This window comes from Mesorhizobium sp. B1-1-1, assembly GCF_006442955.1.
In the GTDB taxonomy this organism is placed as follows: domain Bacteria; phylum Pseudomonadota; class Alphaproteobacteria; order Rhizobiales; family Rhizobiaceae; genus Mesorhizobium.
This window is the reverse complement of sequence record NZ_VFWW01000007.1, coordinates 146,653-163,119: the sequence shown is the minus strand read 5'-3', so window position 1 is coordinate 163,119 and position 16,467 is coordinate 146,653. Positions and strand designations below refer to the sequence as shown.

The 16,467-nt window shown below is 64.4% G+C and carries 15 protein-coding genes; 9 read left to right on the top strand and 6 right to left on the bottom strand.

Annotated elements, in window-relative coordinates; translation table 11 throughout:
- The first annotated feature begins 29 nt into the window (after positions 1-29).
- The gene (locus FJ986_RS16100; RefSeq protein ID WP_140559361.1) at positions 30-1,802 is read left to right on the top strand and encodes a tetratricopeptide repeat protein; all 1,773 of its coding nucleotides are present in this window, start codon (positions 30-32) and stop codon (positions 1,800-1,802) included.
- Between the two features lie 62 nt (positions 1,803-1,864).
- Here FJ986_RS16100 and FJ986_RS16095 read toward each other — a convergent pair whose 3' ends face one another.
- Positions 1,865-2,326 (bottom strand): GNAT family N-acetyltransferase, encoded by a 462-nt coding sequence (locus tag FJ986_RS16095; RefSeq protein WP_140558231.1) that lies wholly within the window; start codon positions 2,324-2,326, stop codon positions 1,865-1,867.
- Between the two features lie 210 nt (positions 2,327-2,536).
- On the opposite strand from FJ986_RS16095, the gene FJ986_RS16090 reads away from it, so the two are divergent.
- On the top strand, positions 2,537-3,457 hold the full coding sequence (locus tag FJ986_RS16090; protein ID WP_181181898.1) for a glycine--tRNA ligase subunit alpha: 921 nt from the start codon (positions 2,537-2,539) through the stop codon (positions 3,455-3,457).
- Positions 3,458-3,459: 2 nt separating this feature from the next.
- On the opposite strand, the gene FJ986_RS16085 is transcribed toward FJ986_RS16090, so the two are convergent.
- Positions 3,460-3,639, bottom strand: a complete 180-nt coding sequence (locus FJ986_RS16085) for a hypothetical protein (protein ID WP_140675007.1) — start codon at positions 3,637-3,639, stop codon at positions 3,460-3,462.
- Between the two features lie 230 nt (positions 3,640-3,869).
- Between FJ986_RS16085 and FJ986_RS16080 the strand changes: the two genes are divergently transcribed.
- Positions 3,870-4,355, top strand: coding sequence for a DUF559 domain-containing protein (locus FJ986_RS16080; RefSeq protein ID WP_140675004.1), 486 nt, complete (start codon positions 3,870-3,872; stop codon positions 4,353-4,355).
- A 338-nt stretch (positions 4,356-4,693) separates the two neighbouring features.
- Positions 4,694-6,994: a glycine--tRNA ligase subunit beta gene (gene glyS, locus FJ986_RS16075; protein ID WP_140558229.1), complete on the top strand. Its 2,301-nt coding sequence runs from the start codon at positions 4,694-4,696 to the stop codon at positions 6,992-6,994.
- An 87-nt stretch (positions 6,995-7,081) separates the two neighbouring features.
- Here the strand turns inward: glyS and FJ986_RS16070 are convergent, their stop codons facing one another.
- Positions 7,082-7,531 (bottom strand): hypothetical protein, encoded by a 450-nt coding sequence (locus FJ986_RS16070; protein WP_140559365.1) that lies wholly within the window; start codon positions 7,529-7,531, stop codon positions 7,082-7,084.
- 162 nt (positions 7,532-7,693) lie between these two features.
- Here FJ986_RS16070 and FJ986_RS16065 point away from each other — a divergent pair, with 162 nt between their 5' ends.
- The 3 genes from FJ986_RS16065 (at position 7,694) to FJ986_RS16055 (ending at position 10,858) form a co-directional block, all read left to right on the top strand.
- Positions 7,694-8,668, top strand: a complete 975-nt coding sequence (locus FJ986_RS16065; protein ID WP_181181894.1) for an L-threonylcarbamoyladenylate synthase — start codon at positions 7,694-7,696, stop codon at positions 8,666-8,668.
- A gap of 10 nt (positions 8,669-8,678) precedes the next feature.
- Positions 8,679-10,109 carry an FAD-binding oxidoreductase gene (locus FJ986_RS16060; protein ID WP_140674998.1) on the top strand — a complete coding sequence of 477 codons (1,431 nt, stop codon included), beginning with the start codon at positions 8,679-8,681 and terminating at the stop codon, positions 10,107-10,109.
- Between the two features lie 182 nt (positions 10,110-10,291).
- The gene (locus FJ986_RS16055; protein WP_140498020.1) at positions 10,292-10,858 is read left to right on the top strand and encodes a DUF6101 family protein; all 567 of its coding nucleotides are present in this window, start codon (positions 10,292-10,294) and stop codon (positions 10,856-10,858) included.
- Positions 10,859-10,933: 75 nt separating this feature from the next.
- Here FJ986_RS16055 and ubiA read toward each other — a convergent pair whose 3' ends face one another.
- Complete coding sequence (gene ubiA / locus FJ986_RS16050) at positions 10,934-11,917, bottom strand: 4-hydroxybenzoate octaprenyltransferase (protein WP_140674995.1); 984 nt, start codon at positions 11,915-11,917, stop codon at positions 10,934-10,936.
- Between the two features lie 69 nt (positions 11,918-11,986).
- The gene (locus FJ986_RS16045; protein WP_140674992.1) at positions 11,987-12,898 is read right to left on the bottom strand and encodes a LysR family transcriptional regulator; all 912 of its coding nucleotides are present in this window, start codon (positions 12,896-12,898) and stop codon (positions 11,987-11,989) included.
- A gap of 91 nt (positions 12,899-12,989) precedes the next feature.
- Between FJ986_RS16045 and FJ986_RS16040 the strand changes: the two genes are divergently transcribed.
- Positions 12,990-13,811 carry a phytanoyl-CoA dioxygenase family protein gene (locus tag FJ986_RS16040; RefSeq protein WP_140671809.1) on the top strand — a complete coding sequence of 274 codons (822 nt, stop codon included), beginning with the start codon at positions 12,990-12,992 and terminating at the stop codon, positions 13,809-13,811.
- A 158-nt stretch (positions 13,812-13,969) separates the two neighbouring features.
- Complete coding sequence (gene purD, locus FJ986_RS16035; RefSeq protein WP_140674989.1) at positions 13,970-15,253, top strand: phosphoribosylamine--glycine ligase; 1,284 nt, start codon at positions 13,970-13,972, stop codon at positions 15,251-15,253.
- A gap of 24 nt (positions 15,254-15,277) precedes the next feature.
- Here purD and FJ986_RS16030 read toward each other — a convergent pair whose 3' ends face one another.
- The gene (locus FJ986_RS16030) at positions 15,278-16,393 is read right to left on the bottom strand and encodes a glycoside hydrolase family 25 protein (protein WP_140580949.1); all 1,116 of its coding nucleotides are present in this window, start codon (positions 16,391-16,393) and stop codon (positions 15,278-15,280) included.
- Positions 16,394-16,467: the final 74 nt, after the last annotated feature.

The window sequence follows — 16,467 nt, the reverse complement described above, 5'->3', positions numbered from 1 at the left end:
GGAGATGGCGCCTGGCTGAAAGGGATACGATGCAGCAGGGACGTGTGCGCTGGCTGACAAGGCTGGCACTTGTGACGGGCATGGCGATTTCGGCGCTGCCGGCCTATGCCAAGCAGACCACCGAACCGGTGAAGATCACATCTTTCTCGGGAGCCTATCTGGCTGCCCGGATCGCCGAGGGTGACAACGACCTGGATAATGCCATTGCCTACTACAAGCAGGCCCTGGCCTTCGATCCAAGCGATACGGGCCTGCAGCAGAGCCTGATGCTGTCGCTGATCGCGCAAGGCCGCTTCGACGAATCCCTTGTCTATGCCGACAAGCTCAAGGAAGTTCCCGACGTCGAACGGTTCTCGCGCCTGGCGCTGGCGGTCGATTCCTTCCACAAGAAGGATTTTTCCAAGGCGCAGTATTGGTTGAAGCTGTCGCTGGAATCCGATCTCGACCGGCTGATCTCCGGCGTCATGTCCGGCTGGGCCCAAGAGGGCGCCGGCGACCCCAGCGAGGCGATGGCATCCATCGACAAGCTGCAGGGGCCGGACTGGTTCGGCCTGTTCAAATCCTTCCACCGCGCGCTGATCGCCGACGCGTCCAACATGCCTGAGAAGGCCGACGCGATCTATGCCGCGACCATGCAGGACACCGCCGCCGGCAGCGCGGCTCCCGAAACATGGATGCGCAATGCGCAGGCCTATGCCTCGTTCCTGGCCCGCAAGGGCGACACGGCCAAGGCGGTATCGGTGCTCGACCAGGCCGAGGCGTTTTCGCCGGGCAAGCTGGAAATTGTCGCCTTGCGCGACAGGATCAGCAAGGGCGACAAGATCCCGCCCTTCATAGCCGGCCCATCCGACGGCGCCTCCGAGATATTGCTCGATCTGGCAACCGCGCTCAATCGCGGCGGCGGTGAGCCTTTCGTCAGGCTCTATCTGCAATATGCGCTGGCGCTGAAACCCGACAGCGATGCCGCCCTGGTGCAGCTTGCCGCCGTTTCCGAACAGCTGAAGGACGGCGAGGGGGCCATCGCGCTCTACCGACGGATACCGGATACCTCGCCGCTGAAGGAGCTTTCGGACTTACAGCTTGGCCTCAACCTGGCCGATCTCGATCGCCATGACGAGGCGATCACGCATCTGAAGGCCTTCGTCGATAAGCATCCCAACGACATGCGCGCCTATCTGGCGCTTGGTGGGGTCTATTCGTCGAAGGAGGATTTCCGTTCCGCCGCCAATCTCTACGACAAGGCCGTCGAGGCGCTGAAGACGCCGACCGCCGCCAACTGGAATATCTTCTACCAGCGGGGCATCGCCTATGAGCGGCTGAAGGAATGGCCGAAGGCCGAGCCGAATTTCCGCAAGGCGCTGGAATTGCAGCCCGACCAGCCGCAGGTGCTGAACTATCTCGGCTATTCCTGGGTCGACATGAATATGAACCTGAAGGAAGGCCTGGCGATGATACAGAAGGCCGTCGATCTCAGGCCGAGCGACGGTTACATCGTCGACTCGCTGGGCTGGGCCTATTTCCGCCTCGGCAGGTACGATGACGCGGTGCGCGAAATGGAACGCGCGGTGTCGCTGAAGCCGGAAGATCCGGTGCTGAACGACCATCTCGGCGACGCCTATTGGCGCGTCGGCCGCAAGCTGGAAGCCACCTTCCAGTGGAACCAGGCGCGCGACCTGAAGCCGGATCCCGACGTGCTTGCCGCCTTGCAGCAGAAGCTGATGAAGGGCCTGCCGCCGATCGAGTCCAACACGGCGCAGGAAACCCCCAAGGTCAAGCCGGCACCGGCTGCGCCGAAGGGCTAAGATGAAATGATGTTGCTCGCGAACGGGGCCCTTGTCGGGCTCCGTTTTCGTTGGCAGCCGTGTCAGAACAGCTTGCGGTAGACGACGAAGCCCGAGCGTTCGCCGATCCTGTCGTAGAGCTTCATGGCGGTGTGATTGGTCTCGTGCGTCAGCCAGTAGACCCGGCCCGAACCGGCCGCCTGCGCCCGCTCGTAGACGCCCTCGATGAGAGCCCGGCCGATGCCCTTGCCGCGCAAGGTCTCGTCGGTGAAAAGATCCTGCAGGTAGCAGTTTGGCGCGATCGCCGTGGTGCTGCGGTGGAAGAGGTAGTGCACGAGGCCGACGAGCCGTCCTTCACTTTCGGCAACCAGCGCATGCACCGGCTCATAGGCGTCGAAGAAGCGCGACCATGTCATGGCGGTGATCTCGCCTGCCAGCGCCGTCTCGCCCGAGCGCCCGTAAAACGCGTTGTAGCCGTCCCACAGCGGCAGCCATTGCGCGAAATCCTGGCGCGTGACCGGGCGGACGGTGATGGAGTTGGGCATGGCTGAGCTGTTGTCTGGCGAGGCGGAGTTGTGAGCGTTCACCAGAAGGCACGTGCTCATCGCCGGCAATGGGCCAGCCGCTCGCAAAGCCTTCGACATGCCTCGCGACGCCCGCGCCTTGCTTGACGCTTCGCCGCCGTGTCTCTAGGACGGGGCCGCAAGTCAGCCCTTGCAGCCGAGGCCACCGTGACGATTGAAATCCCCGCCCATATGCATCCCAGCCGCTCCTTTCAGGGGCTGATCCTGACTCTGCACAATTACTGGGCGGACTATGGCTGCGTGATCCTCCAGCCCTACGACATGGAGGTCGGTGCCGGCACCTTCCATCCGGCCACGACGCTGCGGGCGCTTGGACCGAGGCGCTGGAACGCCGCCTACGTCCAGCCTTCGCGCCGCCCCAAGGACGGCCGCTACGGAGAGAATCCGAACCGGCTGCAGCACTACTACCAGTATCAGGTGATCCTGAAGCCCAATCCGCCCAATCTGCAGGAGCTCTATCTCGGCTCTTTGGCGGCGATCGGCATCGACCCGCTGCTGCATGACATCCGCTTTGTCGAAGACGATTGGGAAAGCCCGACGCTGGGCGCCTGGGGCCTTGGCTGGGAATGCTGGTGCGACGGCATGGAGGTGTCGCAGTTCACCTACTTCCAGCAGGTCTGCGGCATCGAATGCGCGCCGGTTGCGGGCGAGCTCACTTATGGTCTGGAACGGCTGGCCATGTATGTGCAGGGCGTCGACAATGTCTACGACCTCAATTTCAACGGCCGCGACGGCGCCGACAAGGTCACCTACGGCGATGTCTTCCTGCAGGCCGAGCAGGAATATTCGCGTCACAATTTCGAATACGCCGACACGACGATGCTGCTGCGCCACTTCGACGATGCCGAGGCCGAATGCAAGGCACTGCTCGATGCCGGTGCGCCCGCATCGAACGACAATCTGCCTGTGCACAGCATGGTGTTTCCCGCCTACGACCAGTGCATCAAGGCCAGTCACGTCTTCAACCTGCTCGACGCGCGCGGCGTGATCTCCGTCACCGAGCGGCAGAGCTACATCCTGCGCGTGCGCAATCTGGCGAAAGCCTGTGGCGAGGCGTTCTTGAAGACGCAGGCCGGCGGATTGGCGGCCTGAGCTCAGGCACCCTCCCTCATCAAATCGAGGGAAGCGTTGATCGGCGATAGAATCTGGCCGCTCGGGCCGGCCATAATGCGCAATGCTTGGCGCACGCCCGGCATCGAGAAGGCGCCATGGGCCTGAGCGGTGAAGCAAGCGCTGAGCGCCAGGATTTGCAAAAGTCTGGATGCCGTTTTCATGGTCGTTCAGCCAATAGCTCTCTGCCTGAGCGTGGGTCGCTTCAGCGCTGCGTTCGGTTCATGGAAATCTTTGATCCAAGGACGGGTGGGATCATCCCGTCCCGACAGGACGCCCAAAATTTCTGGAAAGGGTGACAGCGGCCAGCCGAGTTGCTATGGCCTCTTTACCTCCCCCTGGATGGGGGAGGTCGCCGCGAAGCGGCGGGTGGGGGGTGACAGCGCGACTTCTCATGCCGAAACTCGATCGGTTCAAACTGCGGTCGGCGCAACGGCTTCGTGCGGCGATGACCGACGAAGAACGCATCTTGTGGCGGCACCTATGGCGCATCCCGGTGGAAGGCACGCATTTTCGCAAGCAGGCGTCGGTCGGTATTTACTTCCCTGATTTCATCTCGCACCGCCTGAAGCTGATCATCGAGGTGGACGGCGCTCACCACAGTTTCGATCGTCAGCAACGACACGATGAAGTTCGGACAAAATGGTTCGAAAGTCAGGGCTATCGTGTCATCCGTTTCTGGAACTACGAAATCAAAAACGAACTGGATTCCGTGCTCGATACGATCTATGCGGCGGTGGAAGAACGAAATCAGACCTTCGCCCGCCAGACGCCGAAGGCGCTTGAGATTGAGACGCCGCCACCCCACCCCGGCGCTGACGCGCCGACCCTCCCCATCGAGGGGAGGGTGAGGAGCTATCCATGCCTGACCTGCTTCTAGAACTTCGCTCCGAGGAAATCCCGGCCCAGCCGCGCGCCCGCAGCGCCGGAGGCGCGAGGACGCGCGAACAGGAGAATGGCATGCGGGCGGAGGCACTCTGATGCCGGATCTTTTGCTCGAACTTCGCTCCGAGGAAATCCCGGCCCAGCCGCGCGCCCGCAGCGCCGGAGGCGCGAGGACGCGCGAACAGGAAAATGGCATGCGGGCGGAGACACTCTGATGCCGGACCTTTTGCTCGAACTTCGCTCCGAGGAAATCCCGGCCCAGCCGCGCGCCCGCAGCGCCGGAGGCACGAGGACGCGCGAACAGGAAAATGGCATGCGGGCGGAGACACTCTGATGCCGGATCTTTTGCTCGAACTTCGCTCCGAGGAAATCCCGGCCCGCATGCAGCGCAAGGCGGCGGGCGATCTGAGGAAGATGCTGACCGACGGCCTGGTCGAGGCAGGGCTGACCTACGAGGCGGCGCGCGAGTACTGGACACCGCGGCGACTGGCGCTCGACATCAGGGGCCTGACCGCGCGCTCGAAGGATATCCGCGAGGAGATCAAGGGGCCGTCGACGACGGCGCCGGAACAGGCGGTCCAGGGCTTCCTGCGCAAGGCCGGGCTTTCCTCGGTCGCCGAGGCACACGTCCATTCCGACCCGAAGAAAGGCGATTTCTACGTCGCCCATGTCTCGAAGCCGGGCAGGGCGGCGGAAGAGATCATCGCCGGACTGGTGCCTGACATCATCCGCAATTTCCCGTGGCCGAAATCGATGCGTTGGGGGCCGGCCTCGGCCAAGCCCGGCTCGCTGCGCTGGGTACGGCCGCTGCAATCGATCCTGTGCACCTTCGGTCCGGAAACCGAGGAGCCGGTCGTGGTCGATTTCGAGATCGACGGCATCCGTTCGGGCAATGTCACTTACGGCCACCGCTTTCACGCGCCCGGCGAAATCACCGTGCGCCGCTTCGACGATTATGTAAGCAAGCTGGAAGCGGCCAAGGTCGTGCTCGACGCCGACCGGCGCAAGGAGATCATCCTTGCCGATGCCCGCAACCTCGCTTTCGCCAACGGGCTGGATCTGGTCGAGGACGAGGGGCTTCTGGAAGAGGTGTCCGGGCTGGTGGAATGGCCTGTCGTGCTGATGGGCGCGTTCGAAGACGCTTTCCTGGCCATTCCGGCCGAGGTGATCCGCCTGACCATCCGCGCCAACCAGAAGTGCTTTGTGACATCGCGCCCAATCTCCCCCCTCGAGGGGGAGATGTCGGCGAAGCCGACAGAGGGGGTCGGCACGACGGGACGCGACTCCCTTTCGCACACAGAGGACGCCGGCGCTCCACATGAGACGACCCCCTCTGCCCTGCCGGGCATCTCCCCCTCAAGGGGGGAGATCAGCGAACTTTCCAACCGCTTCATCCTCACCGCCAACATCGAGGCGAGCGACGGCGGCAAGGAGATCGCCCAGGGCAACGGCAAGGTGGTGCGCGCGCGCCTCTCCGACGCGCTCTATTTCTGGACGACCGACCAGGGCGATCTGCCCGATCTCGCCGAGCTCGAGGCGTCGGCGAGAAAGTTCGGGCTTGACCTGAAGAAGCCTCTCGACCAGCGCATCGCGCGCCTCGACCACCTCAATGTGACCTTCCATGCCAAGCTTGGCACGCAGGGCGCGCGCGTGGAGCGGATCAGGCGATTGGCGGAGGAACTGGCGCCGCTCGTCGGCGCCGATCCCGCGCTCGCCGCTCGCGCCGCGGTTCTCGCCAAGGCCGATCTGACCACCGAAGTGGTCGGCGAGTTTCCCGAATTGCAGGGCGCCATGGGCCGCAAATACGCGTTGCTCCAGGGCGAGCATCCGTCCGTGGCGGCAGCCATCGAAGAGCACTACAAACCGCAGGGGCCGTCCGATTACGTGCCGAGCGATCCGGTGTCGATCGCCGTCGCGCTCGCCGACAAGCTGGATACGCTTGTCGGCTTCTGGGCCATCGATGAAAAACCGACCGGCTCGAAGGATCCTTACGCGCTGCGCCGCGCTGCGCTCGGCGTGGTGAGGATTTTGGTCGAGAACCGCATTCGACTGGGGCTGACGACGATCTTCGGCAGCGCCTCCATGAATTACACGGTTGGCAGTACGGATCAGGTCCGAGACCTCCTCGCCTTCTTCCACGACCGCCTGAAAGTCTACCTGCGCGATCAGGGCGCTCGCCACGACCTGATCGACGCTGTCATCACGCCGCAGTCGGATGACCTGCTGCAGATCGTACGCCGCGTCGAGGCGCTCGGCACTTTCCTCGACACCGAGAACGGCAAGAACCTGCTTGCCGGCACCAAGCGCGCGGCCAATATTTTGGCTGCCGAGGAGAAGAAGAAAACGGCGATCGCCGAAACCGTCGAGCCCGCGCTGTTCCGCGAGGATGCCGAGAAATCGCTGTTCGCGGCGGTGAATCAGGCCGAGAAGCAAGCCGGCGAAGCGATTCAAAACGAAGACTTTTCCGCCGCCATGCTGGCGCTTAGCGTTTTGCGCGAACCGGTTGATTCATTCTTTGAACGCGTTCTCGTGAATGATGAGGATCAGGCCGTGCGCGCCAATCGATTGGCGCTGCTCGCCCGCATCCGCGCGGCCACCGACCAGGTTGCGGATTTCTCCAAGATCGCGGGCTAGAGACTTCAGGCGGCGACACTCGTCCACGGCGCAAAAGCGGCCTGTCCGGCAATGGTGCCGGACGCCGGACCGACGTCAAGACAGCCGCTACTTGAGCTTGCCGACTCCAGGGACGGGCTGCTGCGCTGCCGCCGCCGGCGCGGCTGCCGGTGATGTCGCCGGGGTCTTCTGCCCATTCGCCGCCGGTGCCGTCGAAGCGGTGGCGGTTGCAGGGGCAGTGGCCGGCACCTTGGCCTGCGTGGGCGTCGAGAAGGCGCTGCCGACGATACCGCCGCGAATGATCATCGGGTTTTGCAGGAAGCCGTGCCGCGCCTCAGGCGCGTTCGGGATCGCCGCCACCTTTTCATAGGTGACGTCAGGGTCTCCGAGTGCGGTGACCGACCGCGTATCGCCTGCCTGGGCAGCGTCGGCTGCCTCCAGCGTGACAATGGACGGCGTTGCGGACGGCGCTCCGGGAAAGACCAGTGACGAGGCCTGGGCCCCGCCGGCCATCGCCGCCAGAGTGACACCCAGCGTTCCCCAAATACGCACAGACACGATGAAAGCTCCCCATTGCCCGGAAGCCCCACGATAGCGGGTCGGAATTGATGCCGGCTTTCGCGGAACCGTAGCATTTTAGGGATTGTTAAATCGCCAAGGGCCGGGCTTGCCCCTTGGACGCCATCGTACTACGCAGCCGGCATTCGTGAGGTGACCAGAGTGGCTGAAATTCTTGCCGTCGGCGAGGCGATGGAACGGGCATTGGCGCTGCTTGAAAGCGGCGAGGTGGTCGCCATTCCGACCGAGACCGTCTATGGGCTCGCCGGCGACGCCACCAACGGCATCGGCGTGGCGCGCATCTTCGAGGCCAAGGGGCGGCCGCGCTTCAACCCTCTGATCGCCCATATCGCCGATATGGAGATGGCCGAGCGCATCGCTGTGTTCGATCCGCTGTCGAGGAAATTGGCGCTTGCGTTCTGGCCAGGTCCTTTGACGCTGGTGCTGCCGCAGCGGCCCGGCAACGGCACCCATCCTTTGGTCAGCGCCGGGCTCGACACGATCGCCTTGCGCATGCCGAGGGGCTTTGGCGGCGACCTGATTGCAAGGCTCGGCCGGCCGCTTGCGGCCCCGAGCGCCAATTCCTCCGGCAGGATCAGCGCGACGACGGCGCAAGCCGTGGCGGCTGATCTCGGCGCACGCATAAAGCTGGTCGTCGATGGCGGGGCGACGCCGGTCGGGCTGGAATCGACCATCGTCAAGGCCGAAGAGGGAAAATTGCGTCTGCTGAGGCCCGGCGGGATTGCCGCCCAGGAAATCGAGGCGGTCGTCGGCATGGAGTTGTTGCGCGGCGCCGACGCCGGTGTCGAGGCGCCGGGCATGCTTGCCTCGCACTATGCGCCTGACGCCGCGGTGCGGCTCAACGCCGGGACCGTCGGCGAAGGCGAGGCGCTGCTGGCCTTCGGCAAACGTCGCGCTGAAGGCTGGCAAAACGCGGCCGCCTGCCTCAATCTGTCCGAGGCTGGCGACCTGCGCGAAGCGGCGAGCAATCTTTTCGCCTACATGCAGGAACTCGATCGCAGCGGCGCGCGGATCATCGCCGTCGAACCCGTTCCCTTCGACGGGCTCGGCGAAGCGATCAACGATCGGCTTTCGCGGGCCGCCGCGCCGCGTGACAATAGCTTGCCGCCAACATAGTTTCGCGCACATGACCGACATCGCCGAGATTCCCGACACCGCTCTCTTCGACCGCTTCGCGGCGATCGTCGGTGAGAAATACGCGCTGCGCGACCAGCGCGATATAGCACCCTACATCACCGAACGGCGCGGGCTGTGGCATGGCGCGACATCGCTTGTGCTGCGGCCAGGCAGTGTGGAGGAGGTCAGCCGGATCATGCGGCTGGCGACCGAGACGGCAACGCCGGTCGTGCCGCAAAGCGGCAATACCGGGCTGGTCGGCGCCCAGGTGCCGGACAACTCCGGCCGCGAGATCGTGCTGTCCCTGTCGCGGCTGAACCGCATCCGCGAGATCGATGTCTTGTCCAACACCGTGACGGCGGAGGCCGGCGTCATCTTGCAGACGTTGCAGGAAGCGGCCGATGCCGCCGACCGGCTGTTTCCGCTGTCGCTGGCCGCGCAGGGCTCCTGCCAGATCGGCGGCAACCTTTCTTCCAATGCCGGCGGCACCGGCGTGCTGGCCTATGGCAATGCGCGCGAGCTTTGCCTTGGCGTCGAGGTGGTGCTGCCGACGGGCGAAGTGTTCGACGATCTGCGCAAGCTGAAGAAGGACAATACCGGCTACGACCTCAAGAACCTGTTCGTCGGCGCCGAAGGCACGCTCGGCATCATCACGGCCGCGGTGCTGAAACTGTTCCCGAAGCCGAAAGGTCGCGAGGTCGCGTTCGTCGGCCTGCCGTCGGCCGCGGCGGCGCTGTCGCTGTTCAGCCTGGCGACGGACCGCGCCGGCGCCGCGCTCACCGCCTTCGAACTGATCGGCAAGCGGCCCTACGATTTCACGCTGGCGCATGCCCAGGGCGTGGTGCGGCCGCTGGCGCAGGATTGGCCGTGGTATGTGCTGATGCAGATCTCGTCCGGCCGTTCACCGGAAGATGCCAGGGCCTTGATCGAGGACGTGCTCGGGGCCGGGCTGGAACAGGAAGTCGTCGGCGATGCGGTGATCGCGGCCAGCCTTGCGCAAGGCGATGCCTTCTGGAATTTTCGCGAGGTGCTGCCCGACGCGCAGAAGCCCGAGGGCGCCTCGATCAAGCATGACATTTCGGTCCCGGTGGCATCGATCCCACGTTTCATCGAAGAGGCCGCCGGCGCGGTGGCTTCGGTCAGCCCCGGAGCGCGCGTGGTCTGCTTCGGCCATATGGGCGACGGCAATCTCCACTATAACATCTCGCGGCCAGTTGACGGCGACGACCAGGCGTTCCTCGATCTCTACCACCCCATGAACAAGGCCGTGCACGACGTCGTGCGCTCCTTCCACGGCTCGATCTCGGCCGAGCACGGCATCGGCCAGTTGAAGCGGGACGAACTGATCGCCACCGCCCCGCCGATGGCGATAGACCTGATGCGCAGGGTCAAGCAGGCCTTCGACCCGGCCGGCATCATGAATCCTGGTAAGGTTATCTGATCCTTTCGGATTCAAGCGCTCGGTCGCATTCCGATAACCATCCCCGTGATCAGCAAAATTTAACCGACTTTCTTAAGCGCGGCGGTAAGGAGGCCGCGCTACTGTTTCCCCATAACGAGGCCGGGAAAACTGGCCCGGAGAGAACCGGACACCGGCTCTCAGGAGAAACAGGAAGGCATTCAATGAACACTGGACTGAAGCCAGTCTGGGCGGGACGCAACATGCGCCTCGACCCATTCCGCCTGCCGCAGGTGGTAAGCTACGCCACGCGCGACGACTATGGCGACGTGACCTTCACCATCGACCACCGTGGCGCCGTGATCCGCCGCCTGCTCGAGATGAGCGGCGTACCGGCGATCATCGCTCTGCCCGCTAATGCGTTCCGCGGCGTTGCCGCCCGCGCGATGGAGGACCCGGAAGGTAACGTCACGGTGACTTTGGAACTCCTGCACAATGATCCGATGCTGTCGGTGCCGCTGCTGGTGGCCGACGATCTCGACGACGTCGCCGCCGACTGGCGCGCCTGGGCCGACGCCTATCGCCTGCCGATGCTGTTGATCGAATCGGACGGCATCGCCCGCACGCTGGAGGAATCGCTCGGCGCGGCCATCAAGACGCTGCCGCCGCAGGATCGCCGCAAGGGCCGCGTTTCGACCATGCGCCGCCCGCGCTTCCTCGCCCGCCGCAGGGCGGGTGACCTCGGTCTCAGGCTGGTGATCGGCGGCGAGGAGATCATCGCGCGCGAATAGGCTGAAATTCTGTCTGGAAGGCTGGCGCCGGCTGCCGCCACCTTCTCTCCGTAAACGGGGAGAAGGGAAAGAAAACTATACCAGCGGCTTCAGCGCCACCCACAGCGCGCCGCCGATGAGGCCGAGGAAGATCAGCCAGCCGACCTGGTTGTTCGACCTGAACAGCCGCAGGCATTGATCCGGATTGTCGATATCCAGCACCAGGATCTGCCGCGCCATGTGGGCGCCGGCGGCGATAAGTCCGGCCAGAGCCACGACAGGGGCCTGCGCCGAAGCGAAGGCGATGGCGAAGCAGACAAGCGCGCCGCCATAAAGCCCGACCAGCCACGATTTGGTATTGTCGCCGAACAGGCGCGCGGTCGAGCGTACGCCCACGATGGCGTCGTCTTCCTTGTCCTGGTGCGCATAGATCGTGTCGTAGCCGATCACCCACAGGATCGAGCCGAGATAGAGCATGACGGCCGGCCCGTCCAGGTCGCCGAACTCAACCGCCCATCCCATCAGCGCGCCCCAGGAAAAGGCAAGGCCGAGAACCAGTTGAGGCCAGTTGGTGATCCGTTTCATGAATGGATAGATGGCGACGATGGCCAGCGAACAGACGCCGAGCAGGACGGCGAAGCTGTTGAACTGCAAGAGCACGGCAAGTCCGACCAGTGCCTGCAGGATGACAAACAGCCATGCCCCCCGCCGCGTGACCTTGCCCGACGGAAGCGGCCGCGAGCGCGTGCGCTCGACCTGATTGTCGATGTCCTCGTCGGCCAGATCATTATAGGTGCAACCGGCGCCGCGCATGGCGATGGCGCCGGCCAGGAACAGCACGAGATACAAGGGCGCCGGCAGCAGCGAAGGCAGCGGATCGCCCGGGCGCGGATAGGCGCTGGCCGCGAGAGCCGCGGACCACCAGCACGGCCACAGAAGCAACTGCCAGCCGATCGGCCTGTCCCATCGGGCAAGCTGCGCATAGGGCCATATCGGCCGCGGCAGCACGCGGTACACCCAATGGCCGTTCGGCGCGTCGGCGACGCGGCCCTGGGCTGCTTTCGACTGAACCGTTTCCATGAACGATGGAGTGGCAGCAGCCGCGCAAACCGTCAAGCGGCGAGCAGGGCAGTGGCATTCGTCAGCGCTTCAGGAGGCGAAGATGTCGCGGGCGGAGAACCAGCTCTTTGCCACGTCGACGAAGGCCAGCACGGCATTGGGCAGGCGCTGGTGCGTGTCATGGGTGAGGAGGATGCGCTGCATGGGCAGCGGATCGGAAAGCGGCTTGCAGACGAGAGGCAAGCCGTCATAGCTGCGGTCGCCATGCGGCCTCGTGTAACTGACGGCGACGCCGAAGCCGTTGGCCACCATGCTGCGCTGGAGTTCGAACGAGCTTGTCTGCCTGTCGGCGACCGGCGACAGGCCACGGCTGCGGAACAGGTCCAGCATGTGCTGCCAGCTATGCGGCTGGTCCGTCGTGATCAGCGGATAGGCGGCCAGATCGGCCAGGCTGACATCGGGACGATCCGCCAGCGCGTGTCCAGCCGGCAAAAGCGCGTGCGGCCTGAGCTCATGCAGCAGGATGCGGGCGAAATGCGAAGGCAGCCCAAGATCATAGGTGAGCCCGAGGTCGACGGCGGCATCGCCGAGGCGCCGCCCGAGCGTCTCGAAGGTCTCGTCGCGCACGATCACTGCAACCTCAGGATGGCGTTCCGAGAAGGCGCGGATCAGGGCCGGCGCGAAATAAGGCGCCAGATCTTCGAAGCATCCGAGCACCAGTTCGCCCCCGAGCGCCGACTTGCGCGAGCCGAGACCGATGAGCTCGTCCGTCTCGGCAAGGACCTGTTTCGCCTTGGCCACCACGGCGCGGCCGAAGGATGTCAGCGAAACGCCGCTTCCGCGCTGGCGCACGAAGAGTTTCTGGCCGAAATCCTGTTCGACCGCGTCGATCGCCACCGAAATGGACGGCTGTGAGACGTTCAGCGCCCTGGCCGCGCCGGTAACGTTGCCGTGGCGAGCGACGGCAACCAAATAGCGCAGCTGCGTTAGGGTCAGACTCATAGAGTGGCACTATGTGACAGATGAGAAGTTATTATTTTACTGAATGAAAGAGGCTTGCGATAGTGGCATCGATCCCTGAAAGGAGAATGCCATGGCTTCCCAGACCGCACCTCGCGCGATCGACACAGGCTTGATCGATGCGCGGACAATAGCGGATTACCAGCGCGACGGCGCTGTCTGCATCCGCGGCGCTTTCAAGGACTGGGTCGAAACGATCGCCGCCGGCATCGAGCGCAACATGCAAAACCGCAGCGCCACCGCGTCGGATATCGCCAATGGGCGAGGCAGCTTCTTCGACGACTACTGCAACTGGGAACGCATTCCAGAATTCGTCGAGCTGGTGCGCGAATCGCCGGCGGCCGAACTGGCGGCCGCGGTGATGCGGTCGCGCACGGCGCAGTTCTTCCACGATCATGTCCTGGTCAAGGAACCGGGCACGCAGAAGCCGACGCCCTGGCATCAGGACATCCCCTATTATTTTGTCGACGGCCGGCAGACAGTGAGCTTCTGGATCCCTATCGACCCTGTAAAGGAGGCAACGCTGCGGCTGATTGCCGGCTCGCACAAATGGGACAAGATGATCCTGCCGGTGCGCTGGCTCGACGACAGCAATTTCTATGGCGACGAGGGTGACTACCTGCCGGTGCCGGATCCAGACACGGACTCCTCGCTGGAGGTGCTTGAATGGGAAATGGAGCCGGGCGATGCTATCCTGTTCGATTTCAGGACAGCGCATGGCGCACGCGGCAACCTCACTGCGGCGCGGCGGCGGGCGCTTTCGCTGCGCTGGGTCGGCGACGACGCCCGTTATGTCGAACGGCCGGGGCGCACCTCGCCGCCCTATCATGGCCATGGCATGCAGCCGGGGCAGAAGCTGCGCGAGGACTGGTTCCCGATCGTCTTCCAGAGCTGAGGCGCTTGCCCGAAATCGGCGGCGGAGGACGCCGCCGATTTTCTGGCAGGGGTAACGTTCCCGTGCGCAATTTCGACCAAATCGCCCGGATGCCTTGACCCGTCGTCCAGAGAGCAATAGCGGGTTCTTTGGAAGATTACAGGCATCAAGAGGTGGCCATGAACGTTCTTCTTCTCGGCTCCGGCGGCCGCGAACATGCGCTCGCCTGGAAGATCGCCGCGTCGCCGTTGCTGACCAAGCTCTATGCTGCGCCCGGCAATCCTGGCATCGGCCGCGAGGCGGAGCTGGTCAAGCTCGACATCGCCGATCATTCCGCTGTCGCCGCCTTCTGCAAGGACAAGCAGATCGACCTCGTAGTGGTTGGGCCGGAAGGGCCGCTGGTGGCCGGCATATCAGACGATCTGCGTGGCTGGGGCATCCGCGTCTTTGGCCCGTCGCGTGCGGCGGCGCGGCTCGAAGGATCGAAGGGCTTCACCAAGGATCTCTGCGCCAGATATGACATCCCCACCGCCACCTATGGCCGTTTCTCAGACCTGGCATCGGCCAAGGCCTATGTCGAGAAGATGGGCACGCCGATTGTCATCAAGGCCGATGGCCTTGCCGCGGGCAAGGGCGTCACGGTCGCAATGACGATGGATGAGGCGCTGGCCGCGCTCGACGCCTGTTTCGACGGCTCTTTCGGCACGGCCGGCGCGGAAGTCGTGGTCGAGGAGTTTCTGACCGGCGAGGAGGCCAGCTTCTTCTGCCTGTGCGACGGCACTACAGCACTGCCCTTCGGCACCGCGCAGGATCACAAACGCGTCGGCGACGGTGATGTCGGCCCCAACACCGGCGGCATGGGCGCCTATTCGCCGGCCCCGGTAATGACGCCGCAGATGGTAGAGCGCACCATGCGCGAGATCATCGAACCGACCATGCGCGGCATGGCTTTAACGGGTGCCTCCTTCGCCGGCATTCTCTTCGCCGGGCTGATGATAACGGACGAAGGGCCGAAGCTGATCGAATACAACACCCGCTTCGGCGACCCCGAATGCCAGGTGCTGATGATGCGGCTGAAGGACGACCTGCTGGTGCTGCTCAATGCCGCCGTCGATGGCCAGCTCGCGCACATATCGGCGCGCTGGAGCGACGAGGCGGCACTGACCGTCGTCATGGCCGCGAGGGGCTATCCCGGGACGCCCGAAAAAGGCTCGGTCATTCGCGGGCTCGATGAGGCTGCCAGCCAGGGCGCCCAGATTTTCCATGCCGGCACCGCCATCAATGGCGGTGCGCTGGTCGCCAATGGCGGTCGCGTCTTGAACGTCACCGCGGTCGGCGCGACTGTCGGCGAGGCGCAGGAGAAGGCCTATGCCGCGCTCGACCGTATCGACTGGCCGCAGGGCTTCTGCCGCCGCGACATTGGCTGGCAGGCCGTGGCGCGCGAAGCGGCAGGAGCAAGCTGACCGCAAGCATCCGGTCGCACAAATTCAGCGTTTGCCGCGGTCGGGTTCGGTAGAAGCGGTGCTCACCGGGTCCGCCGCCGCAGCGAAGGCGGCGTCGAGTTGCGCTGGGGTACGCTGCCCGGTGCGCTTCCAGGAGACATATTGGACGATGCCGAAGATCGGCCGCCGCGGCACCGTCTTCACGACAGGCATGCGGAACCCGTCGCGGAATTTCGACCAGCGCGAACCAAGCACCGCGACCATTTCCCCGAAACTCGGCGGCGTCGCCACATCGGCGTAGATGAGGGTGGTCTTGCCGGCCAAAGCGGCTTCGCGCGAGAGCGGCACCGGTACGCTGGCGAGATAATCCGCGGGCACGTCGATCAGCCCGCCGAACGGCCATTGCTGGCGCAGCGTGGCGGCATCTGTCGGCGCGACGTTGACGTCGATGTCGTCGGGCGTGCCGGCTACCCTGTAGGGGCACCGGAAGCGGCCGCAATTGGCCTGCGCCGAAAACTGCCAGAGCGCATAGCCTTGCCAGTTGCCGATGGGAAAATGCACGTCGATGTCAGGCTTGTAGCGCGCGTACCAGAGCGGCAGCCGCGACAGCAGCCGGTATTTGTAGCTGTTGTCGGCGATATACTGGGCGGTCTTGCCATTGGTGTAGAGTACCGGGAAGCGGCCGATGCGCCGATGCACCTGGCGCACGAACGCCTCGGCGTCGTCGAGCGACATCCATTGCGCGGGATCAATGCCTTCGATGTCGAGGGCCATGAGGTCGTCCGGCGCGGGATCGGCGAAATCGAGGAAATTATTGGCCTGCTCGACCGGATTGCCGGGGCGGGCGAGGTGATAGGCGCCCCATTTCAGGCCGAGCGCCTTGGCGACCACCTTGCGCGTCTGGAACAGTTCGCGCGTCACCGCATGGCGTTTCCACAGTGCCTTGCAGAGTTTGACCTCGGTATCGTCTCCGGAGCAGGAATAGGGCGGCGACATGCCATCGGAGGCTTTGTTGATGAAGCCGACGACGCGCTTGTCCGTGGCAAGCTGCGCCCAGTCGATGGAATTGTATTCGTAAGCATCGACGACAAGCGCCCGGTCGGCACTTTTCCACGGCTCGGAGAAATCCGAGACCCTTGCCGCCGTTGTCAGCGCCATCATCGCCGCGAGAGCGATCGCTGGGCGGCGAAGAAGATGCGCCGTTCTCTTCAAACAGGAATCCCCGTTGATCAAAG